Source organism: Methylovirgula sp. 4M-Z18 (assembly GCF_037890675.1).
GTDB lineage: Bacteria > Pseudomonadota > Alphaproteobacteria > Rhizobiales > Beijerinckiaceae > 4M-Z18.
In genome coordinates, this window is record NZ_CP149574.1 from 333,860 (window position 1) to 359,391 (window position 25,532).

Consider the following 25,532-nt stretch of genomic DNA (forward strand, 5'->3'; position numbering starts at 1 on the left):
AACGCGAAGGCCACTGCTGCGGCCTTTGAGTCCGGCTTTTACGGGAGCTGCTTGCCCTTATAGGTCAGCTCGAAACGGCGCAGCACGGTGTTGCCGCGGGCGACCGCATCGTCGAGACCTTGCTGGACCGAAGTTTGATTGGCGAAGATGGCCTGCAGCGCATTGCCCACTTCCTGCCGGATCTGCGGCATGCCGCCGAGACGCAAACCGCGGGTAATCGGCGTCGGGTCGGACGCGGTCAGGCTTTGGATGGCGGCTTCGCGGCCCTTGTAGGGCGCCTTGTCGTAAAAGCCGTTCTTGACCATGAAGTCGTAGCCGGTCTTGGTCACGGGGATGTAGCCGGTGTTGCTCGACCACCAAAGCGCCTGTTCGGGTTGGGCGATGAAGTTGAGGAAAGCGGCGGCGGCTTTGTATTCGGCCGGCGATTTGCCCTGCAGCACCCACAGCGACGCGCCGCCGACCAGCGAGTTCTTGCGCTCGGCGCCGGCATAGATCGGATATTCCGCCACGGACCAATGCATGTCCGGCGAGGCGGTGCGCGAAATCTGGCCATGATCGCCGACCGAAGTCAGGGTCATCTGGCAATGGCCGTCGGCAAAGGCTGCGACATAATCTTCGCCAGCTTGCGCTGATTTCAATTTGACCAGGCCGTCATCGTACCATTTCTTGAGATCGGTCACGAATTTGACGAAGGACGTCTTGTTGAAGACGAGCTCGGCGCCCAATCCGTCATAGCCGTTGTTGAGGCTTGCGACGGGCTGGTTCTCGGTCGCGGAAAACTGCTCCATCAGCTGCCAGACTTCGTCGTGGCTGACGTCGATGCCCATCGGGCAATCATATCCCGCCGCCTTCAAGGCCTTCATGTCGTCGGCGGCCTCTTCCCAGGTCTTGGGTGCGGCGTCCTTGCCGATTTTCTTGAAAGCGTCCTGGTTCCAGTAGAGGAGCGCGGTCGAGGAATTGAACGGCATCGACAGCATGTCGCCCTTCGAGGTGGCGTAATAGGAGCGCACGCCGCCGAGATAATCGTTCCAGTCGATCTTGTAGCCGTTGTCTGCCATCAGCTTGTTGACGGGGTAATAGGCGCCCGACAGCATCAGGTCGAGGGTGCCGATGTCGAAGATCTGCACCACGGTCGGCTGTTTGCCGGCCCGGAAGGCCGCGATCGTGTTCTGCAGCGCGTTGGCGTAGCCTTGCTGGCTCGTGCAGACCACCTCGTAATCGCTTTGCGACTCGTTGAAATGCTTGCAGACGTCCTGGACGCGCTGGGCGATGTCGCCCTGGTTGCCGAACCAGAAGTCGATCTTGGTCTTATCGGCCAAGGCCGGCGCGGTGGCTCCGGCGAGCATCAGCGCGCCGATCGCCGCAGTCGCCGCCAGGCGCGCGAATGGAATGTTTCGGAAGGTCGTCATGGCTATTCCCCAGCGTTCATTGAGCCGCTCAGGAAGGCCCTAATCAGTCTATGTGACAGTTTGTGAACACATGATTGCCCGCTGGCCCCGCCGCCTTGCAGGGAACGGCCCCGAAGGGCCAAATCCGTGCCGAGGCGCCTGATGGCGTTCGTAGACAATTGTCACGCGATTGTCACATTTCTGTTGCGATCGGCATCGTAGGTTATAAGCTCGCCCTCTCTGAAGGGCGCAAGTTCCGTTTGGACGATTGTCACATGATTGCAATACGAGGTGACTAGACCCGCGTTGCGAGCGCTTGACGAGTAAGAGCGGTCCTTATCCTGACAGGGGGAATCATGACGAAGAAGTTTGCGTTGATGGCATCGGCTGCCGTGGTGGCGCTGAGTGCCTTTGCTGGTGTCGCCAAGGCGCAATCGCTGGATGCTCTCGCCGCCGAAGCCAAGAAGGAAGGCAGTCTCACGGTGATCGCGCTGCCGCATGATTGGTGCGGTTATGGCGACGTGATCGACGGCTTCAAGAAGAAATACGGCCTGACCGTCAACGAGCTCAACCCCGACGCAGGTTCGGGCGACGAAGTCGAAGCCATCAAGGCCAACAAAGGCAACAAGGGCCCGCAGGCCCCCGACGTGATCGACGTCGGTCTGTCGTTCGGCCCGACCGCCAAGGCCGACGGCCTGATCCAGCCCTATAAGGTTGCAACCTGGTCCACGATCCCCGCAGACCAGAAGGATGCGGATGGTTTCTGGTACGGCGATTATTACGGCGTTCTGTCCTTCGAAGTGAATGCGGATCTCGTCAAGAACCCGCCGAAGGATTGGGCCGATCTGCAAAAGCCGGAATATAAGGATTCGGTCGCACTCGCCGGTGATCCGCGCACCGCCAACCAGGCTGTGCAAGCCGTTTACGCCGCTGGCCTCTCGGCCGCCGGCAAGGACGACGGGGCAGCTGCCGCGGGCCTTAAGTTCTTTGGCGATCTGAACAAGGCGGGTAACTTCGTGCCGACGATTGGCAAGTCCGCCTCGCTGGCGAAGGGCGAAACGCCGATCGTCGTCCGCTGGGACTATAACGCGCTTGCCGATCGCGACACGCTGAAGGGCAATCCGAAGGTGGAAGTCGTCGTGCCGAAGAGCGGCGTCGTCGCGGGCGTCTATGTCCAGGCCATCAGCGCCTTTGCACCGCACCCGAACGCCGCCAAGCTCTGGATGGAATATCTCTATTCCGACGAAGGCCAGCTTGGTTGGCTGAAGGGCTATTGCCACCCGGTCCGCTTCAACGATCTGGTGAACGCGAAGAAGGTTCCGGCGGATCTGCTCTCCGCACTTCCCCCGGCAGAAAATTATGCCAAGGCGACTTTCCCGACGCTGGATCAGCAGAACGCCGGCAAGAAGGCCATTACCGAAGGTTGGGATAAGGCCGTTGGCGCGAATGTGAAGTAAGCTTTTACAGAATGGGGCGCATGTGTTGCGCCCCATTCTTTATGCCGGGGAATCCCTCCCGGCAGCGACGCTTTGACATATCGGAACGAAAATTCATGACGAGTGTAACCGCTCCGGCCGTGCGCACAGGGGGATCTGCCAGGTCCAAGCGCCTTCTATCCTGGCTTGGCGTCGTGCCGTTCTTTCTTTTTGCGCTCTTGTTTCTCATCCTGCCGACCATCAACCTGTTCGTCGGCGCCTTCCAATCGGCGGACGGGCATTTCTCGCTCGACAATATCGTCGCTCTCTTCGCCCAAGAAACCATCCGCGATTCCTATATTATCAGTCTGAAAGTCAGCGCCTATTCCTCTATTTTGGGCGCGCTCGTCGGCTTCTTTCTCGCCTATGCGGTGATCGGCGGCGGCCTTCCCGCTTGGCTGCGCCCCACGCTGATGACCTTCTCTGGCGTTGCCTCCAATTTCGCCGGCTTGCCGCTCGCGTTTGCGTTCATCTCCACCTTGGGCCGCATCGGTCTCGTCACGATTATCCTCGCGTCATTCGGCGACAGAATCGGCATCGATCTCAACATTTATCATGCCGGCTTCAAACTCCTGAGCCTTTGGGGTCTGACCCTGACTTACATGTACTTTCAAATCCCTCTCATGGTGCTGGTGATCACGCCCGCCCTTGACGGCATGAAAAAAGAGTGGCGCGAGGCTTCTGCCAATCTGGGCGCGAGCAATTTGCAATATTGGCTCTATGTCGCGATTCCCGTGCTGTGGCCAAGCGTTTTGGGCTCGACGCTTCTGCTGTTCGCCAATGCGTTCGGCGCCATCGCGACGGCCTATGCGCTGACCGGCTCCTCGCTCAATATCGTTCCCATCCAGCTTTACGCGGAAATCCAAGGTGACGTGTTGCACAATCCCAATCTGGGCTATGCCATGGCCTTCGGCATGGTCGTGATCACCGGCATCTCGAATGTCATCTATCTGATCTTGCGCGCCTATGGCGAGAGGTGGGTGAAATGAAACACTCAAAGCTTGGCCATTGGATCGCCGTTATCGTTGGCATCCTCTATTTTATGTTGCCGCTGATCGCGACATTCGAATTTTCGCTGCGCTTGCGCCGCGATGAATATAGTTTCGATGCTTATCGTAACGTGCTTGTCGATCCGCGCTTTCAATCGTCGTTCGTCTTCTCGATTGGTTTGGCGATTGCGACGATCATTGTCGGCATTTTGCTCGTCGTACCGACCGCTTATTGGACGCAATTGCGTTTGCCGAAAGCGCGGCCGTTCATCGAATTCGTGACCCTGCTGCCACTCGTCATTCCGGCCATCGTCATCGTCTTCGGCTATATCCGGCTTTATAATAGCGAAAGTTGGCTGCCGTTTACGGGGTCTGATATCGGAACGAAGATCTTGCTGGTCTTTGCTTACGTCACCCTGGCGCTCCCATACATGTATCGCTCGGTGGATACCGGGCTTCGCGCGATTGATGTCCGTACGTTGACGGAGGCGGGCGAGAGTCTTGGCGCCAACACATTCGTGATTTTGTTTCGCGTCATTCTGCCAAATATCTCCTCGGCCTTGCTGAGCGGCGCATTTTTGACCTTCGCGATCGTGATTGGCGAATTCACCTTTGCCAGCTTGCTCAATCAACCGGCGTTTGGCCCCTATCTTCAGAATGTCGGCGCCAATAAAGCCTATGAGCCTTCCGCTTTGGCGATCATCGCCTTCGCCATCACCTGGGCCTGTATGGGCCTCATCCAAGTGATCGGGCGTAATGCACCCGGCATCAAGAAATAGTGGATCAGCCAATGAGCTTCCTCAACATTCAAAACGTGAAGAAATCCTATGGCGCGGTCCAAGTCGTTAAGGATTTTTCCCTCGCGATCGAAAAGGGCGAATTCATCTCTTTTCTTGGGCCATCGGGTTGCGGCAAGACCACCGTATTGCGCATGGTCGCCGGGTTCGAGACGGCAACTTCTGGCAATATCACCGTTGACGGCAAGGACCTGACCAATCTGCCGGCGTCCAAGCGTAATGTCGGCATGGTGTTTCAGGCTTATGCGCTCTTCCCCAATTTGACCGTGGCGGGCAACGTCGGCTTCGGCCTCAAGATCGCCGGACGCTCGTCGAGCGAGATCGCGGCGCGCGTGAAGGAAATGCTCGAGATCATCAAGCTGCCGCATCTCGCCGACCGCTATCCTTATCAATTGTCGGGCGGTCAGCAGCAGCGCGTGGCGCTGGCGCGCGCCCTTGCCGCCCGTCCGCAGGTCCTGCTGCTGGACGAGCCGCTTTCAGCGCTCGACGCGAAAATCCGCGTCTCCTTGCGCGAGGAAATCCGTAACCTGCAGCGCCAGCTCGGCATCACGACGATTTTCGTGACGCACGATCAGGAAGAGGCGCTTTCGATCTCCGACCGGATCGTCGTGATGAGCGAAGGCATCGCGCAGCAGATCGGCACGCCGCAGGAGATCTACAACAGCCCGGCGACGCCCTTCGTTGCTTCCTTCGTCGGCACGCTCAACGTACTGCAGGCCGATGTGGTGAATGCCGCGAGCGGCGAATTGCGCGCCGAGGGGCAAAGGATCATCACCAGCCGCGCTCTGCCGAGCTCAGGCAATGTGAAGATCGCCCTGCGCCCCGAGGCCATCCGCCTCGGCGCCCAGGACGGCGAGAACGTCATCGCGGCGGTGGTGGAGGACGTGAATTTCCTCGGACCGGTGATGCGGGTGAAAGCCAAGACGGGCGGCGCCCAAGTCCATTTCGATCTTTTCAACCAACCGGGCGTGCATCCGCCGCAGGCCGGTCAAGATGTGCAACTACGCTTCCGGCACGAGGATGTGCTGGTCGTATAGAGTCTCAGATTATTGAGTAACGTTTATATAGAGAGCACCCAAACTGCTACAGCCGCAACGAACTTGAGCCAGGCATTTAGCTCAGGAAGATCATATCGCGCCATTTCGATCAAGCCGCCAGGAGCGATGCCAAATTCGCGGCGACTCCTGCGGCGCCAGTCGACGTGAGGTTTGAGATCAATAATCGCCGAGATCATAAAGATTGCGGCGGCTACGTAGTAAACAAGGTGAGTCATCTATTTACTCGTTCGCTCTCCCCAGCGCGTCTAGCCTAGCTCAAAATACCGTCTAGCGAATACCTCACCGCGCCTTTTGCATCGCGTCGAGCAGCGCCACGGTCGGGTAGCCGTCGGCCACCAATCCGCGCTTGCGCTGAAAATCGCGGATAGCTTCGCGCATCAGGTCGCCGACGCGGCCGTCGACATTGCCGACATTGTAGCCGAGCCGCACCAATTGCCGCTGCATCTGGAAGCATTGCGCTTCGTTCAATTGCGGCTGATGCACCGGCCAGGCGCCTTGCACGCCCGGTTTGCCGGCAATCCGGTCGGCGAGGATTGCGACGGCGAGCGTATAGGACAGCGAATTGTTGTAGCTCTTGATCACCTTGAAATTGCGGGTGATGAGATAGGCCGGGCCATGGCTGCTGGCCGGAAACATCAGCGCGTAATTGCCATGTGCCGGCAGCGGCGCCCCATCGATCTGCGTTACGCCCTTGGTGGCAAACTCGCCGACCGGCACGTAACGCGATTCATCGAAGGCCGAGGCGTCGAAGCCCTGCGGCAGTGTAACTTCAAAGCCCCAAGGCTCGCCGGCGATCCAGCCGTGCGCCTTGAGATAATTGGCCATGGAGGCGAGGGAATCCGGTACGTTCGACCAGATGTCCTTGCTGCCGCTGCCATCGAAATCGACCGCGTATTGGATGAAGGTCGAGGGCATGAATTGGGGCTGGCCCATGGCGCCAGCCCAGGAGCCGCGCATCTCTTCCTTAGTCAATTGGCCGCTCTGCAAAATTTTCAAAGCAATGAGCAATTCGTAACGGAAAAAGTCGCCGCGGTAACGCACATAAGCGAGGCTCGCGAGCGAGCGGATTACATAGTGGGTGTCTGCTGCACCGCCGAAATTCGTCTCCATCCCCCACACGCCGAGCACGACGTTCTGGTCGACGCCATATCGCTGCTCGACCTTGTCGAGCGTCGATTTCCATTGCGCGGAAATCTCCTGGCCTTTGTGCACGCGCGTCTCGGTGACGGCACCGCCAAGATATTGCCAGATCGGCCGGGCGAATTCTGCCTGCTTGCGGGTGATCGCAATGACCGACGGGTCCGGCGTCACGCCGGCGAAAGCGTCGTCGAACGTCTCGCGCGAAACCCCTTGGGTTTTCGCATCGGGCCACAGCTCCTGCAGGAACTTGGCGAACCCTGCGTCGGGCGGCGGGCCCTTGGCGTGGGCGTAGCCCGCGTGAAAGAGATAGAGCAGGCCCGCGACGAACAGGGCCGCGAGCACGATCATGCGCAGAATCTGCGCCATCGAGGCGGCGCAGCTTGTCGAGCGAATGGGTTTAAGCGGTGTTGAAAAATCCTGCGCGGAGGGTGTCTTGCCCTGCGGCGTGAATCTGCCGATGACGAGGCTCATGGGTCGATCCTTAGGCCATTCCGCCGGAACTGAAAACGAATCACGGCCTTGGTCGCATGACTCTAAATACGGGAGATTTAACGCGTTGTTAACCATGATATAGAGGTTAGAACGATCCATTCGAACCGCGGCGGCATTAAGGCGAAGCCGGCCGTATATGGGTAAGGGGGTAAACAATGCGCTACCAGATTTCCGGTACGGTGATGCAGACGGTCGCGATCGATCTCGCGCCCGGCGAGACGGTCTACAGCCAGACCAATTGCATGGCGTGGATGAACGATGCGGTGCGCATGGATACCCATACCGGCGGCGGCTTTCTTGCCGGCTTACGCCGGAGCTTCGGCGGCGGCTCGTTTTTCGTGACCGATTTTACCGCGCAGGGCGCCGGCCATGTGGCCTTCGCGCCGCGCTTTCCGGGTACGATCATCCCGGTGCAATTGCAGGCCAGCCAGTCGCTGATCTGCCGCAAGGAAACCTTTCTTGTGGCCGAGAAAGCCATCAGCCTGGAACTCGCCTGGCAGAAAAGCATCGGCGCCGGTTTCTTCGGCGGCTCGGGCTTTGTGCTGCAAAAGGTGACGGGTCCCGGCATGGTCTGGCTCGATCTCTCCGGCGAACTCGTCGAGCGCGATCTTGCGCCGGGCGAGCGGCTGCTGGTGCATGCGGGCCATGTTGGGGTGATCGAGCCGAGCGTCGGGTTCGATATTCAGCGCGTCGCGGGCTTCAAGAACATTCTGTTCGGCGGCGAGGGGCTGTTTCTCGCGACGTTGACCGGTCCCGGCCATATTTGGCTGCAAAGCATGCCGATCCTGAATCTCGCCGAGGAGATCGGCCGGTATCTGCCGGGCAGCGGCGGCGACACGGGCGCTAATTCCTCCTCCGGCACGATGGCGACGGGCGCCGCGCTCGGGGCAGTCGGGACGCTGCTGGGCGGGTTTCTAGGCTCGAGCAACGATTAGAGCATTTTCCAGAAAAGTTGCACGACTTTTCGGTTAAGAAAATGCGACAAAACAAAGAAGTAGAGCAATTTTGCGATTCTGAAAGAACGCAAAATGCTCTAGGGCCGCGCGGCCCACTCGTTACACCACGCCGAGCCGCAGCAGGTCGTGGAAATGCACCACGCCGTTCGGCTTGTTATCGCCGTCCACCACGATCAGCACCGAGCGCTTGGTGCTGGTCAGGATTTCGAGCGCCTCGGCCGCCAGCGCATCCTCGGCGATGGTCAGCGGCCTGTGGGTCATGATGGCGGTGACCGGCTCGGTGACGAGGTCGTGCTTCATGTGCCGGCGCAGGTCGCCGTCGGTGATGATGCCTGCGAGCGCGCCGTTACCGTCGACCACACAGGTGCAGCCCAGGCCCTTGGCCGAAATCTCGACGATCGCCGCGCCCATATCGGCTTTGAGCGGCACGATCGGCAGGCGCTCTCCCGTGTGCATCACTTGGCGCACATACATCAGCCGCGCGCCGAGCTTGCCGCCGGGATGGAACACTTTGAAATCATGGGCAGTGAAGCCGCGCGCCTCGAGCAGCGCCACGGCCAGCGCGTCGCCGAGCACCAATTGCATGGTGGTGCTCGTCGTCGGGGCGAGGCCGTTGGGGCAGGCTTCCTTCGCCTTCGGCAGGGCGAGGCAAACATCCGCTTCGCGGCCGAGCGAACTCTCGGCATTCGAGGTCATGGCGATGAGCGGGATACGGAAGCGCCGCGAATAGGTGATGATGTCGGCAAGCTCCGGTGTTTCGCCGGACCAGGACAGCGCGAGAATCACGTCATTGGCCTGGATCATGCCAAGATCGCCATGGCTCGCTTCCGCCGGATGCACCATGAGCGCGGGCGTGCCGGTCGACGCAAGGGTTGCGGCGATCTTGCGGCCGACATGGCCCGATTTGCCCATGCCAGTCACGATCACCCGGCCGCCGGCGCTTTGCAACAGCGCGAAGGCGGCCTCGAAACTTTTGGCCAGGCCGTTACGGAGCGCGTCTTCCAGGGTGACGATGCCGAGCCGCTCGCATTCCAGGGTCCGGAGCGCGGAAGGGAGGGGGGAATTTTCGATCATGGCGCCGCTCTTAACATTCCGGAGCTCGGCTGACGAGAGTGCAAACGGGGACTGGTTGCGTCCTATGAGGCCAAGCTCTGTTCAATCCGCTGAATCTTTCGGAAATCCGCGGCGCCGCGCTGGTTCTTAACCTTATGTTAGCAAATCAGGCGCAGCCTCTTCCTCAGTTCAGCTTTGCTGGGCTGAGTGGCTCTCCTACACTCCCTTTGACGCCTCCCTGATTAGAACTTCAGCCGCCCCTCGGGCGGCTTTTTTTGGAGGCGGAACCGCTTCTTCGCCGATTAAGGTTAATAAAAGCTTTACGCCCGCTTTTCCGCGCCGCCGTCTAAGATGTCGCTTTCGGGGCCATGAATGCCACGGCGAGGGGCAGATGGTGAAAGCGTCTCATCGGTCAAATCCGCAAAATGTCGTGCGGCTCAACCGGCCGTTCATGCCGGCCGATCCGTTCAAACTGCTGTTTCGTGAGGGCATGGAACTCGTCGAGGCGGCTGCCGCCTATCTCGACGGCCCCGGCCGGCTCGAGGCGCGCGGCCTGCCGCGCACGCTGGCTTTGGCCTACGCGACCGAGAGCATGCGCCTCACCACCCGCTTGACCCATCTCACCTCCTGGCTCGTGCAGACCAGAGCGGTGCATGAGGGCGAGCTTACTCCTGCCCAGACGGTCCACGCCAAGCAAAAAATTCGCCTGGTTTGCCAGCCGCTTGCGGCGTCCGAAGGGATTTTCGAGGATTTGCCGGAGACTTTGCGCGACCTCTGCACCCGCTCGCTCGTCTTGCAGGGCAAGATCGTCCGCATGGACGAACTCGGGCGTGCGAAGCGCACGGAACTGCCGCTGTCGGCGGTGCGGGCACAATTCGACCGGTTGCGCGGCGCCTTCGCCGGGCCATCGGCCTAGAACGGAAAAAGCCCCGGCGATCAACCAGGGCTTTCAACGGAGTTTCCGCTAAATCTTTGAAATTACTTCTTGCCGAGGCCGAGATTGCCGAAACGCGAGTTGAACTTCGACAGACGGCCGCCGCGGTCGAGCAATTGCTGCGAGCCGCCGGTCCAGGCCGGATGGGTGGTCGGATCGATGTCGAGGTTCAGCGTATCGCCGTCCTTGCCATAGGTGGAGCGGGTCATGAACTCGGTGCCATTGGTCATGACGACCTTGATCATGTGGTACGACGGATGGGTATCGGCCTTCATGGGTCAGTTCCTTAAAACTCTACGCGCGAGCACGATGGCGCTGCAAAGGCCGGTCCGAACTCGAACAAAATTCGTGTGAGCCCGCGCCTATAAAGCAAAGAGGCTGAGAAAACAAGGTGGGATTTCGCGCAAACCTCGGACACAGCGCGGCCAAAGGGCGCACGGGATGAAATTGCCGTGGCAATTGATATATAAGCCGCGCCAATGTCCTAAAGGCCCTCCATGTCCGATACGTCCGAAAGCCCGAAAAGCCGCGTTCCTCTCTCCGCCCTGCGCCCCCTGGTGCCGATCGCCCTGCGCTACAAGGGCCGAATCTGGGCGACTCTCGCCGCGCTGGTCGTCGCCTCGGTCGCGACCTTGGCCTTGCCGAAAATCGGCCAGAAAATGATCGACGACGGCTTTTCCAAGCTGGATTCCGGCTCCATCCATCTCTATTTCGGCGCCATGTTCGTCACCGCGGCGATCATCGGCCTCGCGAGCGGTGCGCGTTATTATTGCGTCATGACCTTGGGCGAACGGGTGGTGGCGGATCTGCGCGATGCTTTGTTCCGTCATCTCACCCGGCTCGATGCGCAATTCTTCGATACGGCCAAAACCGGCGAATTGCTGTCGCGCCTGACCTCCGACACGACGCAGATCCGGTCGGCTTTCGGCGCTTCCGCCTCGATCGCCCTGCGCAATCTCATCCTGCTGGTCGGTGCGATCGTCGCCATGGTGATCACCAGCCCGAAGCTCTCAGGGCTCATGCTGATCGCGATTCCGATGATCGTGCTGCCTCTGGTGATGGCCGGCCGGTCGGTGCGCGGCCGCTCGCGCAGGGCCCAGGACGCTCTCGCCGATGCGAGCGCCTATGCCGCCGAGAATCTCGGTGCCATGCGCACGATGCAGGCGTTCAACGCGCAGAAGGTCGCGACGCGGCGGTTCCTGGACGCCGCGGAAAACGCCTATGATGCCGCGCGCCAGGCCATCCAGGCCCGCGCCTATCTCACTGCCGGGGCCTTCTTCCTGGCCTCCGCCGCCGTCGTCGGTGTGTTGTGGCTGGGCGCGCGCGATGTGCTTGCCGGGCAGCTGACCGACGGTACGCTGACGCAGTTCATTCTCTACGCCATTTTTGCGGCCTCCTCGCTCGGCGCGTTGTCCGAAGTCTGGAGCGAAGTTTCGGCGGCGGCCGGGGCGGCAAGCCGTATTGGTGAAATCATGGCGGTCGTCCCGCGCGTGACGGCGCCGCCGCATCCGGCCGTTCTGCCGCCGCCGCGCGGCAAAGTCGCGTTCGATGACGTCAGCTTCGCCTATCCGACGCGCGTCAGCGACGTCGTGGTGCACGACATCAGCTTTGTCGTGCGGCCCGGCGAGACGGTCGCGATCGTCGGCCCTTCGGGAGCCGGCAAATCGACGGTGTTCCAATTGCTGATGCGCTTTTACGATCCGAGCGCCGGCGCGGTCCGGGTCGAGGACACCGATATCCGCACGCTCGATCCCGATGCTTTGCGTGCGCGCATCGCCCTCGTGCCGCAGGAACCGGTGATCTTCGGCGCGAGCATCGCCGACAATATCCGTTATGGCCGCCCCGAAGCGAGCGACGCCGAGGTGCGCGCGGCGGCGGAACGCGCCAATGCCGACGATTTCATCCAGCAAATGCCGGAAGGCTATGCGACGCGTGTCGGCGAGCGCGGCGTCACCCTGTCCGGCGGTCAGCGCCAGCGCATCGCCATTGCCCGCGCGATCCTGAAAGACGCCCCGATCCTGCTGCTCGACGAAGCGACATCGGCGCTCGATGCAGAGAATGAAACCATTGTGCAGCAGGCGCTCGAAGGCCTGATGCACAACCGGACGACGCTGGTCATCGCACATCGGCTCGCCACCGTTCTGTCGGCGGATCGCATTCTGGTGATGGATGGCGGCCGCATCGTCGAGGAAGGCAACCACATCAGTCTGGTGGCGAGGGGCGGTCTTTATGCCCGTCTCGCCAAATTGCAATTCGAGACGGGAGCGGCCGCGTCAGCGATGTAAGCCTTCACGAATATGTGCTTTTTGCTTGATCGTGCTTTTGTGCATTGTGGGCGCAAATTCAACATGAGCAGCACATGCCCGCATCAACGCCCACCAAAGAGAGACCGCAATCTATCGCTGCCGTGGGACAGGTCGTTCTTGTTTTGCAAGGCGGCGGCGCATTGGGCGCCTATCAGGCGGGCGTTTACGAGGCTTTGCACGAGGCCGGAATCGAGCCGGACTGGGTGATCGGCACCTCGATTGGCGCAATCAATGCCAGCCTGATCGCGGGCAACGCCGTTGCCAATCGGCTCGCGCGGCTGCGTGATTTCTGGCGGCGCGTCGAGCAGCCCGATTTCTTTACCGGGTTTCCTTGGGCGGCCCGCAGCCTGCCCAATCTGTCAACGGTTACGGCCGGTATTCCTGGCTTTTTCGCACCAAATCCCATGGCGTTTCTTGGACCGCACATGCCGATGCGGCCTGAGGCAGCGGGATATTATTCGACCGGCCCGCTTGCTCAAACGTTGCAGGAATTCGTCGATTTTGCCGTGCTCAATCAAGGCGTGCCGCGCCTGACGGTTGGGGCGGCGCATGTCACATCCGGCCAGATGCGCTATTTCGATAGCCGTGACATGCCCCTGGACGCACGCCACATCATGGCGTCCGGCGCGTTACCGCCGGCCTTTCCTGCGGTGCGTATCGACGATGAACTTTACTGGGATGGCGGCATTCTCTCCAATACGCCGGTGGAGGCCGTGTTCGACGACGTGCCGCGCCGCGATTCCCTGATCTTTTCCATTCACATTTGGAATCCGCGCGGATCGGAGCCGCACTCGATCTGGGATGTCATGAACCGGCATAAGGACATTCAATATTCAAGCCGCACCGACAGCCACATTCTCCGTCAGCGGCAAATTCATCGCCTGCGTCACATCATCGCCGAACTGGCGGCAAAACTGCCGGAAGACCAGCGGGCCTTGAGCGATGTCCAGCGCATGGCGGCCTTCGGCTGTCTGACGCGCATGCATGTGGTGCGGCTCCTGGCGCCCACCTTGCAGAACGAAGACCATACCAAGGACATCGATTTTACCCCAGGCGGCATCTCCAAGCGATGGCGCGCAGGCTATGTCGATACGCAAAAATTGCTGGCCCAAGCGCCGTGGCAGGCGGAAGTTGATCCACTGGAAGGGTTCTGTCTTCACGAGATCCGCAGGGAACCTACCGATGAAAGTGTCACAAAATCGTGAGCGCAACGCGCGCTCAGTCACGACAAACTGAAACGCCACGGACTTTGTCTTGGACTATAAAAGTACATCGCTATTGGGGACGCCTATGACACAGTCATCGCAGTTCGAACTTTCCATCCCGGCGATTCCGTCGGCGCCCACGCTGCTGAATTTGTTTATCGGCGGCTATATTTCGCTGATGGCCTGGGAGATCTGGTCGCGCATCATCACTGTGTGGGTAGTGGGCAATCCGCTCGAACCACCCGGTCTCGTTCTGTCGCTCGTCAATCGATTCGCGGGCACCAATTACGATCTCAGCATGCAGCCGGCCAATGCCAATGCGACGGCGGTGCATTATTTCCTCGGCATCGTCGGCTATCCGGTCCTCTATTACATCGTCTCGCGCGGGATCAAACATTGGGCGATCATTCTGGATGCCGGCGTCTGGCTGCTGTTCACGGGCTTTGTCGTTTTGTCCCTGGTCTGGTGGCATTCCTTCACCCAGTGGATGGGCATCTTCTGGCTGCTGGTGACGCTCACGACGGCAACGCGCTTCATTAATCCCAATCCGCTGATCGCCAATTGCCTGAGCTGGGGATCCTACACCTGGTTCAACGCGCTCGGCATTTTCGCGCCCGTCGCCGGACTGCCGTTCCTGCTGATGGATTGGGGCGGCGACCTGTCGTTCATGAGCTGGGTCGGCCACATGCTGTTCGGCTTTCTCGCAGCCCTGGTGTTCGAAAAGCTGGAGGCGCGACAAAGGTGAGCAAGGTCGGGCCGCCGGAAATGCCGGCGGCCTTATGCAATGAAAAACGCGGCGACAATGACGAGGCCAATGGCGATCCACATCGCGTAGGCCAGAATGTCGCCGGTATGGTGTAGAAAATTTGAACCGGTGATCGACATAGCTCGCACCCTAGAGCAGCAAGACTGACCTAGTAGATAGGGCGAGCTAGGCATTTGTGTGATGCGCAGCTCGTATTTTTGCTATGAATTTTTGCATGATCTTGCATCTTTGCGCCGGTGCCGCCATTTTTGGCTTATGGCGCAGTCTCCCACTCCCTCCGTGTTCGATCCGGGTGTCGCCGCAGGCCTGAATGCCCGTTCGCGCGAGATTTTCAAGAACCTCGTCGAAAGCTACCTGGCCAGCGGCGAGCCGGTCGGATCGCGCAATCTGGCCCGCATCCTGCCGATGACCCTGTCGCCGGCCTCGATTCGCAACGTGATGCAGGATTTGGAGGATCTTGGCCTGATTTACGCTCCGCACACCAGTGCAGGGCGTCTGCCCACCGATCTCGGCCTGCGCTTCTTCGTCGATGCGATGATGGAGATCGGCGATCTGTCGCGCGAGGAGCGCGGCCGGATCGAGGCCGATGTGAAGGCTGCGAGCCAGGGCAAAACGCTCGACGGCGTGTTGGCGGAAGCCTCCAGCCTGCTCTCCGGCCTGACGCGCGGCGCTGGCCTCGTCGTCACGTCGAAGGGTGATGCGCGGCTCAAACATATCGAATTCGTGCGGCTCGACCCGGAACGGGCGCTCGCGGTCCTCGTCGCCGAAGACGGCCAGGTGGAAAATCGTGTCATCCTGACCCCGCCCGGTCTGCCGGCGTCCGCCCTGCTGGAGGCCGCCAATTATCTCAACGCGCGCATCCGCGGCCGCACGCTCGCACATGTGCGCGGGGAGATCGAGGCGGCGCGCCAGGCCGCCAAGGATGAATTGGATCAGCTCACCTCGCGCCTCGTCGATGCCGGCCTTGCCTCGTGGGCCGGCATGCAGGGCGATGCGCAGCAATTGATCGTGCGCGGCCAGGCCAATCTGCTCGAGGACCTCACCGCACTCGACGATCTCGAGCGCATCCGCCTGCTGTTCGCCGATCTCGAGACCAAGAAGGATGTGATTGACCTCCTGAGCCGCGCGGAAAGCGGCGAGGGCGTGCGCATCTTCATCGGTTCGGAAAACAAGCTGTTTTCGCTCTCCGGCTCCTCGATGATCGCGGCGCCCTTCAGCGATGGTGGCCAGAAGATCGTCGGCGTTTTGGGCGTGATCGGCCCGACGCGGTTGAATTATGCGCGGATCGTGCCGATGGTCGATTATACGGCGAAAATCGTCGGCAAGCTGCTTGAGGGCCGCAAGGCATAAGTGCGTCCAGGTCGACCCGTTATGACAGAGACTCAGGACTTGGTGACGACAAACTACCCTTGGATCGGCAGGTTGCCATACAGATCCCATCCGGCGCCACCAGATCTTTCCAGGCACGGTTGATGCATATCCCGATCTGGCGACGGGCTAACCCAAGGGCAATTCCCAGGTATCCTTCATTTCTTCCATCACGAAATGCGCCGAGACGTCCGACAGTTCGACGGTTGCAATCAGCTTTTTGTATAAAGCATCGTAGCCCGCAACGTCCGGTACGCGGGCGCGCAGAATGTAATCGATGTCGCCGGCCGTGCGGTAAGCGGCCAGAATTTCGGGCAGACCCAACACCGCCTTGCGGAACTGCTCGGTCCAGGCTGCATTGTGCTGGTTGGCGCGAATATGGATCAGGACGACAAGGCCGAGATTCAGCGCTTTCGGGTCGAGCAGTGCCACCCGACGGCGAATCGTGCCGGCCGCCTCGAGTGCTTGCACCCGCCGCCAACAGGCATTGCGCGAAATATGCGTGAGCTCCGCGAGCGCCTCGAGCGAGAGTGTTGCGTCGGCTTGCAGGGCCCGGAGGATGCGCTTGTCGGTCGTATCGAGCATATGGGAAATTTTCCCGAATTCTGGTCAATCCATGAGATAAATTTAACACACATAGCCGAAAATGTCGATTATTTGGGATGAATGCACCGCCCCTTTGTAGCTAGTCTTACCGTTATCATCCGACGGGGAGCGTTCCATGCTGAAAAACCTGCACCGCCTGTTCATGGCTCATCCCGAGGCCGTCAACGAGACTTATTTCGAACATTTCGGCGTCGCTTCGCGCTATGGCTCTCGTTTCCTGTTCATGAGCTTCTGCGCCTTCACCCATGCGGTCTTTCCCTTCCTGTTCGAGCGTACCGCGTCGAACATGGTCAAGGCCATGTATGCCGACATGACGCGACGCGGGGCCAATACCGCGGTCGCCTCGCAAAATCCGCAGACGCCCGCCGCAGAATGGGGTTGGCTGTAACCCGACATAGGTTCTAGACTTACCCCATAGGGGGAGGAGATGGACTTACGGGACGGCCAGGATCGCGTGGTGGGTGCCCTGAAGGAGCATTTTGGCTTCGCGTCCTTTCGTCCCGGTCAAGCCGATGCGCTGGAAGCCATTCTGGCGGGCGATGACGTCCTTGCCGTCTTTCCCACGGGCAGTGGCAAATCCCTCCTGTACCAGCTTCCGGCGCTGATGCGGCCCGGGCTGACGCTCGTGGTCTCGCCGCTGATCGCCCTCATGCGCGATCAGGTGGCAACGCTCAAACAGCGTGGCGTGGCCGCGGGCACGCTAAATTCCGGCACTGAGGCGCCCGATTATTTTGCCACCGAGGACGCGCTGCGGCGGCGCAAATTGCGCCTCCTCTATGTCGCCCCCGAGCGCCTTGCCGATCCCGATTTTCTGCGCCTGTTGCGCGAGGTCGGCGTGACCATGCTCGCGATCGACGAGGCCCATTGCATCTCGCGCTGGGGGCATGCGTTCCGCCCCGATTACTTGGGTCTTGCGAGCGTGCGCAAGGCGCTCGGCGAGCCGCAGACGATCGGCCTGACAGCGACGGCGGACGTCGAGACGCGGCGCGACATCGTGCGAAAATTGTTCCGGCTGCAGCCGCGCATTTTCCTGCAGTCCTTCGACCGGCCCAATATCTTTCTCAAAGTCGCGGCAAAGCAGGATGCGGCGCGGCAGATCGAGGTGGAACTCCGTCAGCATCGCGGCGAAAGCGGCATCGTCTATTGCGGCTCGCGCCGCCGCACCGAAGCCTTGAGCGCTTATCTGACGTCGGAGGGCCACTGGGCGGTGCCCTATCATGCCGGCATGGAGGTGGAGGCGCGGGCGCGGCATCAGGACGAGTTCCTGCATGGGCTTGGGGTCGTCATGGTCGCGACCGTCGCGTTCGGGCTCGGGATCGACAAGCCGGACGTGCGCTTCGTCTGCCACGCCGACCTGCCAGGCTCGATCGAAAGCTATTATCAGGAAATCGGCCGGGCCGGGCGGGACGGCGCGCCGGCCACGACACTCGCTTTGTTCGATCCGGCGGAGGTGCGCCAGCGCCGCCGCTATATCGCGCAAAGTGCCGCGCCGGAGGAGGAGAAAGCGATCGATCTGCAAAGGCTGAATGCGCTGGTGCATTTGTGCCGCTCGTACCGTTGCCGCCGGGTGAACTTGCTCGCCGCTTTCGGCGAAGCGAGCACGCGGTGCGGCCATTGCGACAGATGCGCGGACCGCGACCGTTTGTGGCGATGGCTCGGGCGGGAATGATGCGGCGCGAGTCCCATCCTCTCTTCGTGGAGAGCGCGCTTCCTTCAGGCCACATGTCTGCCATGTGCGATTCGGCCTTTATTCCGGCCCAATCATGGGCATTGTCCCGGCCTTGTTGCCTGAAGAGTCGTTAATTCACATGCATGCGCCGGCCCCCCAAACCGAAAAGCCTCTCTCGCTCGAAGAGATCAAGGGCATCATCGTCGGCCTGATTCTCGCCATGCTGCTCGCCGCGATCGATCAGACGATCGTCGCGACCGCGATGCCGACCATGGGACGCGAGATGGGCGATGTGGAAAACCTGCCTTGGGTGGTGACAGCCTATCTTCTGGCCGGGACCGCGGTCACGCCGCTCTACGGCAAATTGTCGGACATCTACGGCCGGCGCGTCATGCTGCAGATCGGCATCGCGACCTTCGTGATCGGGTCGATCGCCTGCGGGTTGTCACGTAGCATCGTGATCCTGTCGGTTGCGCGGGCGCTGCAGGGGCTTGGCGGCGGCGGGCTCATCTCCCTGGCGCAGACGATCATCGCCGACATCGTCGCTCCGCGCGAACGCGCGCGCTATCAGGTCTATATCGCGTCCGTTTTCATCACCTCCAGTCTGGTCGGGCCGTTGCTCGGCGGCTTTTTCGCCGAGCATCTGCACTGGTCGCTGATCTTTTGGATCAACGTGCCGCTTGGGATTGGCGCTTGGGCAATGACGAGTGCGCGCCTGAAACGCTTGCCGCGCCATGAGCGACCGCACCAGCTTGACATTCCGGGTGCCGTGCTCATGGTCTTTGCCAGTTGCACGCTGCTGCTGGCGCTCAGCTGGGGCGGCTTGCGCTACCCTTGGGGTTCGCCGCAAGTGTTGGGGCTCATCGGCCTCTCCGTGCTGCTGTGGGCGGGCTTCGGCTGGCGCGTGAGCCGCGCGCAAGAGCCGCTCATTCCCATGAGCGTGCTCGCCAATCCGGTGGTGCGTGCCGGCACTTTGTCGGCCTGTTTCGGCATGGGCGCCTTTATCGGCCTGTCGATCTACATTCCGATTTATATGGAAGCGGTCTACGGCCTCGACCCGAGCCATTCCGGGTTGGCGCTTGTCCCTTTTATGATCGGCACGGTGACGGGCGCGACGATTTCCGGCCGCATTCTCACCTTCGTGAAACATTACAAGCGCATGCCGACTGCGGGCCTCGTTCTGTCGGTCGTCTCAGCCGCCCTTGTCGCGCTCAGTCCGGTGCAATTGCCGCTGTGGGCGCTGGAGCTTGCCTTTGTCGGCATGAGCATGGGCCTGGGCACGATTTTGCCCGTCTGCACCATCGCCATCCAAAATGCCGTGGCGATGCACGAACTCGGCACGGCGACGGGCGCCGCCAATTTCTTCCGCTCGCTCGGCGGCGCCTTGGCTGTGGCCCTGTTCGGTGCGATCGTTCTGGGCGGTTCGGCGGTGGCGAGTTCCTCCGGCCATGGCGTGTCGCTCGAATCGCTGCTGGCGAGCGGTGCCGACGTGACGGGCCTGGTGCGAATCTTCCGCACCGTCTTTGCGTCGGCGGCGCTGCTGCTCGCCTGCGCGCTGTTTTTTATGGCCATCATGGAAGAGCGCCCGCTGCGCAGCTCCGCCGCACCCGCGCCATCGCACGAGTGACGAGAACACAATCCCCGGCTTGACCCGGCTGCATCGCCTGTCTAGGTCTCTCAGGATCGAGAGGGATAAGTGGAGTGGCGCTGCGTGATTGATCGTTTGTTGGCCAGAATCATTGCCGGTCTCGTCACCCGCGGGACTTTGATCGTCTATACGCCCGGCGGCAAAAAGCGCAGTTTCGGCGATGGCTCCGGACAGGCCGTCGCCGTGCGTTTTACCGACCGCAAGGCCATTCTGGCCTTTCTCACCGATCCCGATCTGCGGGTCGGCGAATTGTTCATGGAAGGGCGGCTCAAGGTCGAGCAAGGCACAATCTACGATTTTCTCGACATGCTGCTGCGCGAGACCCATCGCGAAAAGGATCCGTTCGTCGTCAAGCTCATCGACCGCGCGCGCTTCCATGGCCGTAGGCTTCTGTCGAGAATCGGCCGCGATTCCGCCAAGGCCAACGTCGCGCATCATTACGACCTCGACCGCAAGCTCTACGATTTGTTCCTCGACAGCGACCGGCAATATTCCTGCGCCTATTTCGAGCGTTGGGATGCCTCGCTCGAGGACGCGCAGCTCGCTAAGAAGCGCCACATCGTTGCGAAACTCGGTGTCGAACCGGGCGACAAGGTGCTGGATATCGGCTCCGGTTGGGGCGGCATGGCGCTCTATCTCTCGGAGATCGCGAAGGCCGATTACGTGCTCGGCGTCACGTTGTCGGAAGAGCAATTGGCGCTGGCCAACGAGCGGGCAAAGGCCAAGAAGATCGAAGACAAGGTGCAGTTCGAGTTGCGCGATTACCGCGACGTCACCGGCCCGTTCAAGCGCATCGTTTCGGTCGGCATGTTCGAGCACGTGGGCTACCAGACCTATTCCGCCTTCTTCCAGAAATGCTACGACCTGCTCGACGATGACGGCGTGATGCTGTTGCACACGATCGGCCAGATCGATGGCCCCAACGCGCCGAATGCCTGGCTGACCAAGTACATCTTCCCCGGCGGCTATCTGCCGGCGCTGTCCGAAATCACGCCGATCGTGGAGCGCATCGGCTTCACCGTGACCGATGTCGAAATCCTGCGCCTGCATTACGCGCAAACCCTGCGCCATTGGCGCAACCGCTTCATGGCGCGGCGCGAGGAAGCCAAGGCGCTCTACGACGAACGCTTCTGCCTGATGTGGGAATATTATCTCGCCATGTGCGAAGTCGCGTTTCACTATGAGAATGTCGCAGTGTTTCAGATTCAGCTCGCCCGCAAGCAGACCGCCGTGCCGCTCACGCGCGATTATATCGCCGAGCGCGAGACCGCCTTGCGCAAGCGGGAGGCAGAGCTGACGCTGCTCTGAGCGCGCCACGTGCGGCATGGCGAAATCTCGGGAGGAGCATAGGCACATGCTGGACTGGGACAAAATCGTCGCCCATGCGCTTGCGCTGCCGGGCACCGAGTCCGGAACCCATTACGGTCTGCCTACCGCGAAGGCGAATGGCCATGCGATCGTCAGCCCCGGCCATCAGCCCGGCAGTTTCGTGCTGCATATCGACAAAGGCACGAAGGAGATGCTGCTCGAAACCGATCCCGGCACCTATTGGCAAACCGCGCATTATGACGGCTGGCCAGCGGTTCTCGTCCGCTACGACAGCAAAGACCCGGATCGCATTTTGGCGATGGTCGAGAAAGCGCGCGACTGGGCCATGGCACGCAAGCCGAACAAGGCGGCGCGGGCGCCGACGAAACGGCGATACACTTGAGCGCTGCGCAACAACGATTTCAAAATGATCCTTTGCCTCACTTCGTCATTTTGAGGCGCCATGTTCACCCTCGCGCCTGCTGTGTGACCGGCGCGACGCGCGTGAGGCTGCAGCATTTGCCTCATCGCCCTTCTTCTTCCCGTCCTCGTCGACCGCAAAGACTTCGAGCAGATGGCGCTTGATCGCCGCTTGCCGCGTCGCATTGGTGACCTTCGCGCCGGTGAGATCGGTCACGTAAAAGACGTCTACCGCCTTTTCACCGAAGGTCGCGACATGGGCGGAGCCGATGTTGAGGTTAAGCCGCCACATCACATTGGTGAGATCGTAGAGCAGGCCGGGGCGGTCGAGGCCGGAGACTTCGAGCAGCGTGTAGCGATTCGACAGCCCATTGTCGATCATCACTTCCGGCGCGAGCGGGAAGGTCTTGGCGCGTCCCTTCGGCACGCCGCCCTTGGCTGCCACCACCGAGCCGAGCTGGATTTCGCCGCGCAAGGCCTTTTCGATATGTGTGGCGATGCGGTCGGCGCGGCGGCGCTCGTCGTCGTCGCGCTCAAAGCCGCGGCTGATGAAGATCGTATCGAGCGCGAGGCCGTCGTTGGTGGTGAAAATCTGCGCGTCGACGATATTGGCGCCCGCTGCCGCGCAGGCGCCGAAAATCACCGACAGGAGCCGCGGGTGATCCGGCGCGATGACGGTCAGCTCGGTGACGCTGCGGAATTCGTCGGTCGCGACTTCCGTCACCAGGGATTTCATTTCGACCGCGGCAAGCCGCAGCAAATTCGCGTGCTGAATCTTGCGCGGCAGATCGACCTTCAGCCAATAGGCCGGATAATGGCGCTGCGCATATTGGTCGAATTCGTAGTCCGACCAGCCCGGCAGGCTCTTGCGCAATTGGTCTTGCGCATAGGCGACACGGCCCTTGCGGTCGACCGCCGAATAGCCGCCGGTCAGCACGATTTCGGTTTCCCAATAGAGCGTGCGCAGCAATTGCCCCTTCCAGCCGTTCCACACGCCGGGGCCGACGGCGCGAATATCGCAGACCGTCAACAGCAGCAGCAGGCGCAGGCGCTCCAAGCTCTGGACGATATGGGCGAATGTCTCGATGGTACGCGGGTCGGACAGATCGCGGCTCTGCGCTGTCGTCGACATCACGAGGTGGTATTCGACGAGCCAGGCGACCGTCTCGGTCTCCGCCGTACTCATGCCGAAGCGCGGGCACAATTTGCGCGCGACCTCCGCGCCGGCGAGCGAGTGATCCTCTTTGCGGCCTTTGGCGATATCGTGCAGGAAGGCCGCGACATAGAGCACGCGCCGATTGGGAATGTTCGGCATGATCTCGGCCGAGACCGGCAATTCTTCCTTGAACCGTCCCGCGCCGATTGCTGCCAGAACGCCGACGGTGCGGATCAAATGTTCGTCGACGGTGTAGTGATGATACATGTTGAACTGCATCATCGCGACGACGCGGCCGAAATCGGGAATGAAGCGGCCAAGCACGCCCGCCTCGTTCATGCGGCGCAGCACGATTTCCGGCGTATGGCGCGAGGTGAGAATGTCGAGGAAGAGCCGGTTGGCCTCGTGGTCCTCGCGGATGCGCGCGTTGATGTTCTTCAACGACAGGGTGACGAGGCGCGTCGCATCCGGGTGAATGGCGAGGCCGGTTTGGTCGGCGGCCCAGAACAGGCGGATAAGATTGACCGGATCCGTGTCGAACACGTCCGGCCGTGCGACGGTGATGCGGTTGGTCTCGATCGCAAAGGCGGTCATGCCTTCGACATGTTTGCGCCGCCGCAACCGCCCCATGAAGCGGTCGAGCATGGCACGCGGTTTCGCCTCGCGCTCCTCCATCGCCGAGCACACGATGGCGGTGAGATCGCCAACATCCTTGGCGATGAGGAAATAGTGCTTCATGAACCGCTCGACCGCGGAGAGGCCGGTGCGCGAGGCATAACCGAGTTCGTTCGCCACTTGCCGCTGGCGGTCAAAGGTCAAGCGCTCTTCGGCGCGGCCGGTGATGAAATGCAGCAGGCAGCGCACGCACCACAAAAATTCGTCGCAGCGTTTGAACAGCCGCAATTCCTGCGGCGTGAATAGGCCGGCGGCAACGAGTTCCGAGACGTCGCGCACGCGGTACACATATTTGGCAATCCAGAACAAGGTGTTGAGATCGCGCAATCCCCCCTTGCCCTCTTTCACATTGGGTTCGACGAGATAGCGCGACGCGCCGGCCCGATTGACGCGCGACTCGCGTTCGGCGAGTTTTGCCGCGACGAATTCGCGGGCGCTGCCGCGCACCACGTCGCGGTCGAAGGCCTCGCGCAAGTCGTCGAACAACACGCGATCGCCGTCGATGAAGCGCGCTTCCAGCATTGCTGTGCGGACCGTCATGTCGCCCTTGGCTTGGCGAATGCATTCGCTGACCGAACGGGTGGCGTGGCCGACCTTCTGGCGCAGGTCCCACAGTACGTAGAGGATGGTTTCCACCACGCTTTCGCACCAGGGCGTCTGCTTGTAGGGCAGCAGGAACAGGAGGTCGATGTCGGAGCCGGGCGCCAGCGTGCCGCGGCCATACCCGCCGACCGCGACGATCGACAGCCGTTCGCCGCTCGACGGGTTCTGGTTGGGATAAATGTAGCGCACGACGTAATCGTGGATAGCGCGGATCAGATCGTCCTCGAGCGTGGCGAGCCGCGCGGCGCACAGGAGGCCACGGGGATAGGCCTCGAAATCGGCGCGGATGCGCGCACGCTCCTCTTCGAGCGCCTGTTTGAAGCGCTCGGTCGCCGCTTTGCGGAAAGCCGTATTGTCGTGCGGATGGGCCTTCCGCAGCACCGCGATATCGGCGTCGAGCGCGGCCCGGTCGAGCACGATGTCGCGCACCCGCGCGGCGGGGTGGCGGTAGGGCGGATCGATCGTGTCCAAAGGCGTCATGGAATCGCTATCATAACTCAAATCTTGAGACCGCTTTACTCCCCGGCGGGGCGAAAAGCACGGAGAAAGGCGCGCACTGGGCGGAGCTCAATCTACGCCGTTCTCCCAATAGGGTGGATCGCCGAATGCGGCCTTCAAGTGATCCGCTAACGCGCGAAGTTTCGCGGGCGGCCGCCGGCCTTCCGGATGGGCCAGGTAGATGAATTCCGAGGCCGGACGAACGCCGACATCGACGACCTTAACCTTGCCATCGCGAATATCCGGCCCGGCGATGAAGAGGGGCAGCAGGGCGATGCCGAGACCGGCGACCGTGGCGTCCCGCATCATATCGCCATTGTTGACCCTGAATCCGATGCGGGCGCGAACGATCTCAACGCCCTTCGGGGTTGCGAAGCGCCAGTCCGCAACGCCGCGGTTCGTGTAGAAAATGCCCTTGTGCGCATTGAGCTCGGCAATCGTCGCGGGCACGCCGTGGCGGGCGAGATAATCGTCGGAGGCCACCAGCACGCGGCGGCTCGGCGCCAGGCGCCAGACCATGAGTCGGGAATCGTCGATGGTCCCGTGCCGCACGACGCCGTCATAGACCCCCGAAGCGATATCGACACGGCGGTCGTCGAGGTCGAGCGACATCTCGATTTCGGGATTGGCGGCGAGAAAGGGGTAGAGCGCCGGCCCCAGATGCATCCGGCCGAAGGTGACGGGCGCCGAGATCCGCATTGGGCCGCTGAGAGTCCCACGCCGTTCGGCCAAATCGGTCTTTGCTTCCGACACTTCCTGCAGGATCCGTTTGGCGCGCTCAAGGAAGGCGGCACCGTCCTCCGTCACCGAGACCCTGCGCGTCGTACGATGGAGAAGTGAAGCCCCAAGGCTCCGTTCCAACTCAGCGAGCCGTTCGCTGACGACCGATTTCGACAGCCGGAGCGCCCGTGCCGCCTCGCTGATCGAGCCCTCTTCGGCAACCGCCACGAAACTGGCAATGCCATCGAATTTCATTGTTCTATCTTTCCGGAAAGTAGATACATGATTTGCATAATAGTCCG

23 protein-coding genes are annotated in these 25,532 nt (G+C 61.3%); 15 read left to right on the forward strand and 8 right to left on the reverse strand.

Annotation, left to right across the window (positions count from 1 at the left end):
- Nucleotides 1-38: 38 nt before the first annotated feature.
- The gene (locus tag V9T28_RS01475; RefSeq protein ID WP_116400454.1) at nucleotides 39-1,409 is read right to left on the reverse strand and encodes an extracellular solute-binding protein; all 1,371 of its coding nucleotides are present in this window, start codon (nucleotides 1,407-1,409) and stop codon (nucleotides 39-41) included.
- Nucleotides 1,410-1,744: 335 nt separating this feature from the next.
- Here V9T28_RS01475 and V9T28_RS01480 point away from each other — a divergent pair, with 335 nt between their 5' ends.
- From V9T28_RS01480 to V9T28_RS01495, 4 genes are all read left to right on the forward strand, one after another.
- A complete protein-coding gene (locus V9T28_RS01480) occupies nucleotides 1,745-2,845 on the forward strand; it encodes an ABC transporter substrate-binding protein (protein ID WP_199500093.1) in 1,101 nt (366 codons plus the stop codon).
- A 95-nt stretch (nucleotides 2,846-2,940) separates the two neighbouring features.
- The gene (locus V9T28_RS01485; RefSeq protein WP_116400455.1) at nucleotides 2,941-3,852 is read left to right on the forward strand and encodes an ABC transporter permease; all 912 of its coding nucleotides are present in this window, start codon (nucleotides 2,941-2,943) and stop codon (nucleotides 3,850-3,852) included.
- Nucleotides 3,849-4,631 (forward strand): ABC transporter permease, encoded by a 783-nt coding sequence (locus V9T28_RS01490; RefSeq protein ID WP_116400456.1) that lies wholly within the window; start codon nucleotides 3,849-3,851, stop codon nucleotides 4,629-4,631. Before V9T28_RS01485 ends, V9T28_RS01490 begins: the two co-directional genes overlap by 4 nt.
- Before the next feature lie 11 nt (nucleotides 4,632-4,642).
- Entirely contained in the window at nucleotides 4,643-5,686 is a 1,044-nt protein-coding gene (locus tag V9T28_RS01495) for an ABC transporter ATP-binding protein (protein WP_116400457.1), read from the forward strand.
- 23 nt (nucleotides 5,687-5,709) lie between these two features.
- On the opposite strand, the gene V9T28_RS01500 is transcribed toward V9T28_RS01495, so the two are convergent.
- On the reverse strand, nucleotides 5,710-5,922 hold the full coding sequence (locus tag V9T28_RS01500; RefSeq protein ID WP_116400458.1) for a hypothetical protein: 213 nt from the start codon (nucleotides 5,920-5,922) through the stop codon (nucleotides 5,710-5,712).
- A 64-nt stretch (nucleotides 5,923-5,986) separates the two neighbouring features.
- Nucleotides 5,987-7,318, reverse strand: coding sequence for a lytic murein transglycosylase (locus V9T28_RS01505; RefSeq protein ID WP_158554770.1), 1,332 nt, complete (start codon nucleotides 7,316-7,318; stop codon nucleotides 5,987-5,989).
- Between the two features lie 176 nt (nucleotides 7,319-7,494).
- Between V9T28_RS01505 and V9T28_RS01510 the strand changes: the two genes are divergently transcribed.
- Entirely contained in the window at nucleotides 7,495-8,274 is a 780-nt protein-coding gene (locus V9T28_RS01510; protein WP_116400460.1) for a TIGR00266 family protein, read from the forward strand.
- 120 nt (nucleotides 8,275-8,394) lie between these two features.
- On the opposite strand, the gene V9T28_RS01515 is transcribed toward V9T28_RS01510, so the two are convergent.
- Nucleotides 8,395-9,369, reverse strand: a complete 975-nt coding sequence (locus V9T28_RS01515; RefSeq protein ID WP_116400461.1) for a KpsF/GutQ family sugar-phosphate isomerase — start codon at nucleotides 9,367-9,369, stop codon at nucleotides 8,395-8,397.
- 370 nt (nucleotides 9,370-9,739) lie between these two features.
- Between V9T28_RS01515 and V9T28_RS01520 the strand changes: the two genes are divergently transcribed.
- Nucleotides 9,740-10,264: a DUF1465 family protein gene (locus V9T28_RS01520; RefSeq protein WP_116400462.1), complete on the forward strand. Its 525-nt coding sequence runs from the start codon at nucleotides 9,740-9,742 to the stop codon at nucleotides 10,262-10,264.
- 62 nt (nucleotides 10,265-10,326) lie between these two features.
- Here V9T28_RS01520 and rpmE read toward each other — a convergent pair whose 3' ends face one another.
- Nucleotides 10,327-10,557 (reverse strand): 50S ribosomal protein L31, encoded by a 231-nt coding sequence (gene rpmE / locus V9T28_RS01525; protein WP_116400463.1) that lies wholly within the window; start codon nucleotides 10,555-10,557, stop codon nucleotides 10,327-10,329.
- 222 nt (nucleotides 10,558-10,779) lie between these two features.
- On the opposite strand from rpmE, the gene V9T28_RS01530 reads away from it, so the two are divergent.
- From V9T28_RS01530 to hrcA, 4 genes are all read left to right on the forward strand, one after another.
- A complete protein-coding gene (locus V9T28_RS01530) occupies nucleotides 10,780-12,567 on the forward strand; it encodes an ABC transporter transmembrane domain-containing protein (RefSeq protein WP_116400464.1) in 1,788 nt (595 codons plus the stop codon).
- A 74-nt stretch (nucleotides 12,568-12,641) separates the two neighbouring features.
- Nucleotides 12,642-13,793 carry a patatin-like phospholipase family protein gene (locus tag V9T28_RS01535; protein ID WP_116400465.1) on the forward strand — a complete coding sequence of 384 codons (1,152 nt, stop codon included), beginning with the start codon at nucleotides 12,642-12,644 and terminating at the stop codon, nucleotides 13,791-13,793.
- An 85-nt stretch (nucleotides 13,794-13,878) separates the two neighbouring features.
- On the forward strand, nucleotides 13,879-14,538 hold the full coding sequence (locus V9T28_RS01540; RefSeq protein ID WP_116400466.1) for a hypothetical protein: 660 nt from the start codon (nucleotides 13,879-13,881) through the stop codon (nucleotides 14,536-14,538).
- A 276-nt stretch (nucleotides 14,539-14,814) separates the two neighbouring features.
- Nucleotides 14,815-15,909, forward strand: coding sequence for a heat-inducible transcriptional repressor HrcA (gene hrcA / locus V9T28_RS01545; RefSeq protein WP_116400739.1), 1,095 nt, complete (start codon nucleotides 14,815-14,817; stop codon nucleotides 15,907-15,909).
- Between the two features lie 147 nt (nucleotides 15,910-16,056).
- Here the strand turns inward: hrcA and V9T28_RS01550 are convergent, their stop codons facing one another.
- On the reverse strand, nucleotides 16,057-16,521 hold the full coding sequence (locus V9T28_RS01550) for an Lrp/AsnC family transcriptional regulator (RefSeq protein WP_199500113.1): 465 nt from the start codon (nucleotides 16,519-16,521) through the stop codon (nucleotides 16,057-16,059).
- Nucleotides 16,522-16,648: 127 nt separating this feature from the next.
- Between V9T28_RS01550 and V9T28_RS01555 the strand changes: the two genes are divergently transcribed.
- The 5 genes from V9T28_RS01555 (at nucleotide 16,649) to V9T28_RS01575 (ending at nucleotide 21,561) form a co-directional block, all read left to right on the forward strand.
- A complete protein-coding gene (locus V9T28_RS01555; RefSeq protein ID WP_116400468.1) occupies nucleotides 16,649-16,921 on the forward strand; it encodes a DUF6356 family protein in 273 nt (90 codons plus the stop codon).
- 39 nt (nucleotides 16,922-16,960) lie between these two features.
- Nucleotides 16,961-18,202, forward strand: a complete 1,242-nt coding sequence (locus V9T28_RS01560) for a RecQ family ATP-dependent DNA helicase (RefSeq protein ID WP_116400469.1) — start codon at nucleotides 16,961-16,963, stop codon at nucleotides 18,200-18,202.
- A 139-nt stretch (nucleotides 18,203-18,341) separates the two neighbouring features.
- The gene (locus V9T28_RS01565; RefSeq protein ID WP_116400470.1) at nucleotides 18,342-19,829 is read left to right on the forward strand and encodes an MDR family MFS transporter; all 1,488 of its coding nucleotides are present in this window, start codon (nucleotides 18,342-18,344) and stop codon (nucleotides 19,827-19,829) included.
- A gap of 84 nt (nucleotides 19,830-19,913) precedes the next feature.
- Entirely contained in the window at nucleotides 19,914-21,158 is a 1,245-nt protein-coding gene (locus V9T28_RS01570; protein WP_116400740.1) for an SAM-dependent methyltransferase, read from the forward strand.
- 46 nt (nucleotides 21,159-21,204) lie between these two features.
- A complete protein-coding gene (locus V9T28_RS01575) occupies nucleotides 21,205-21,561 on the forward strand; it encodes a hypothetical protein (RefSeq protein WP_116400471.1) in 357 nt (118 codons plus the stop codon).
- A 45-nt stretch (nucleotides 21,562-21,606) separates the two neighbouring features.
- Here V9T28_RS01575 and V9T28_RS01580 read toward each other — a convergent pair whose 3' ends face one another.
- Both V9T28_RS01580 and V9T28_RS01585 read right to left on the reverse strand, forming a co-directional pair.
- Complete coding sequence (locus V9T28_RS01580; RefSeq protein WP_116400472.1) at nucleotides 21,607-24,492, reverse strand: [protein-PII] uridylyltransferase; 2,886 nt, start codon at nucleotides 24,490-24,492, stop codon at nucleotides 21,607-21,609.
- A gap of 87 nt (nucleotides 24,493-24,579) precedes the next feature.
- Nucleotides 24,580-25,485 carry a LysR family transcriptional regulator gene (locus V9T28_RS01585; protein ID WP_116400473.1) on the reverse strand — a complete coding sequence of 302 codons (906 nt, stop codon included), beginning with the start codon at nucleotides 25,483-25,485 and terminating at the stop codon, nucleotides 24,580-24,582.
- Between the last annotated feature and the right edge of the window lie 47 nt (nucleotides 25,486-25,532).

Coding starts and splice junctions, on each gene's coding strand:
- V9T28_RS01475 (WP_116400454.1), bottom strand. CDS start 1,409: ATGACGACCTTCCGAAACATTCCATTCGCGCGCCTGGCGGCGACTGCG.
- V9T28_RS01480 (WP_199500093.1), top strand. CDS start 1,745: ATGACGAAGAAGTTTGCGTTGATGGCATCGGCTGCCGTGGTGGCGCTG.
- V9T28_RS01485 (WP_116400455.1), top strand. CDS start 2,941: ATGACGAGTGTAACCGCTCCGGCCGTGCGCACAGGGGGATCTGCCAGG.
- V9T28_RS01490 (WP_116400456.1), top strand. CDS start 3,849: ATGAAACACTCAAAGCTTGGCCATTGGATCGCCGTTATCGTTGGCATC.
- V9T28_RS01495 (WP_116400457.1), top strand. CDS start 4,643: ATGAGCTTCCTCAACATTCAAAACGTGAAGAAATCCTATGGCGCGGTC.
- V9T28_RS01500 (WP_116400458.1), bottom strand. CDS start 5,922: ATGACTCACCTTGTTTACTACGTAGCCGCCGCAATCTTTATGATCTCG.
- V9T28_RS01505 (WP_158554770.1), bottom strand. CDS start 7,318: ATGAGCCTCGTCATCGGCAGATTCACGCCGCAGGGCAAGACACCCTCC.
- V9T28_RS01510 (WP_116400460.1), top strand. CDS start 7,495: ATGCGCTACCAGATTTCCGGTACGGTGATGCAGACGGTCGCGATCGAT.
- V9T28_RS01515 (WP_116400461.1), bottom strand. CDS start 9,369: ATGATCGAAAATTCCCCCCTCCCTTCCGCGCTCCGGACCCTGGAATGC.
- V9T28_RS01520 (WP_116400462.1), top strand. CDS start 9,740: ATGGTGAAAGCGTCTCATCGGTCAAATCCGCAAAATGTCGTGCGGCTC.
- rpmE (WP_116400463.1), bottom strand. CDS start 10,557: ATGAAGGCCGATACCCATCCGTCGTACCACATGATCAAGGTCGTCATG.
- V9T28_RS01530 (WP_116400464.1), top strand. CDS start 10,780: ATGTCCGATACGTCCGAAAGCCCGAAAAGCCGCGTTCCTCTCTCCGCC.
- V9T28_RS01535 (WP_116400465.1), top strand. CDS start 12,642: ATGCCCGCATCAACGCCCACCAAAGAGAGACCGCAATCTATCGCTGCC.
- V9T28_RS01540 (WP_116400466.1), top strand. CDS start 13,879: ATGACACAGTCATCGCAGTTCGAACTTTCCATCCCGGCGATTCCGTCG.
- hrcA (WP_116400739.1), top strand. CDS start 14,815: ATGGCGCAGTCTCCCACTCCCTCCGTGTTCGATCCGGGTGTCGCCGCA.
- V9T28_RS01555 (WP_116400468.1), top strand. CDS start 16,649: ATGCTGAAAAACCTGCACCGCCTGTTCATGGCTCATCCCGAGGCCGTC.
- V9T28_RS01560 (WP_116400469.1), top strand. CDS start 16,961: ATGGACTTACGGGACGGCCAGGATCGCGTGGTGGGTGCCCTGAAGGAG.
- V9T28_RS01565 (WP_116400470.1), top strand. CDS start 18,342: ATGCATGCGCCGGCCCCCCAAACCGAAAAGCCTCTCTCGCTCGAAGAG.
- V9T28_RS01575 (WP_116400471.1), top strand. CDS start 21,205: ATGCTGGACTGGGACAAAATCGTCGCCCATGCGCTTGCGCTGCCGGGC.
- V9T28_RS01580 (WP_116400472.1), bottom strand. CDS start 24,492: ATGACGCCTTTGGACACGATCGATCCGCCCTACCGCCACCCCGCCGCG.
- V9T28_RS01585 (WP_116400473.1), bottom strand. CDS start 25,485: ATGAAATTCGATGGCATTGCCAGTTTCGTGGCGGTTGCCGAAGAGGGC.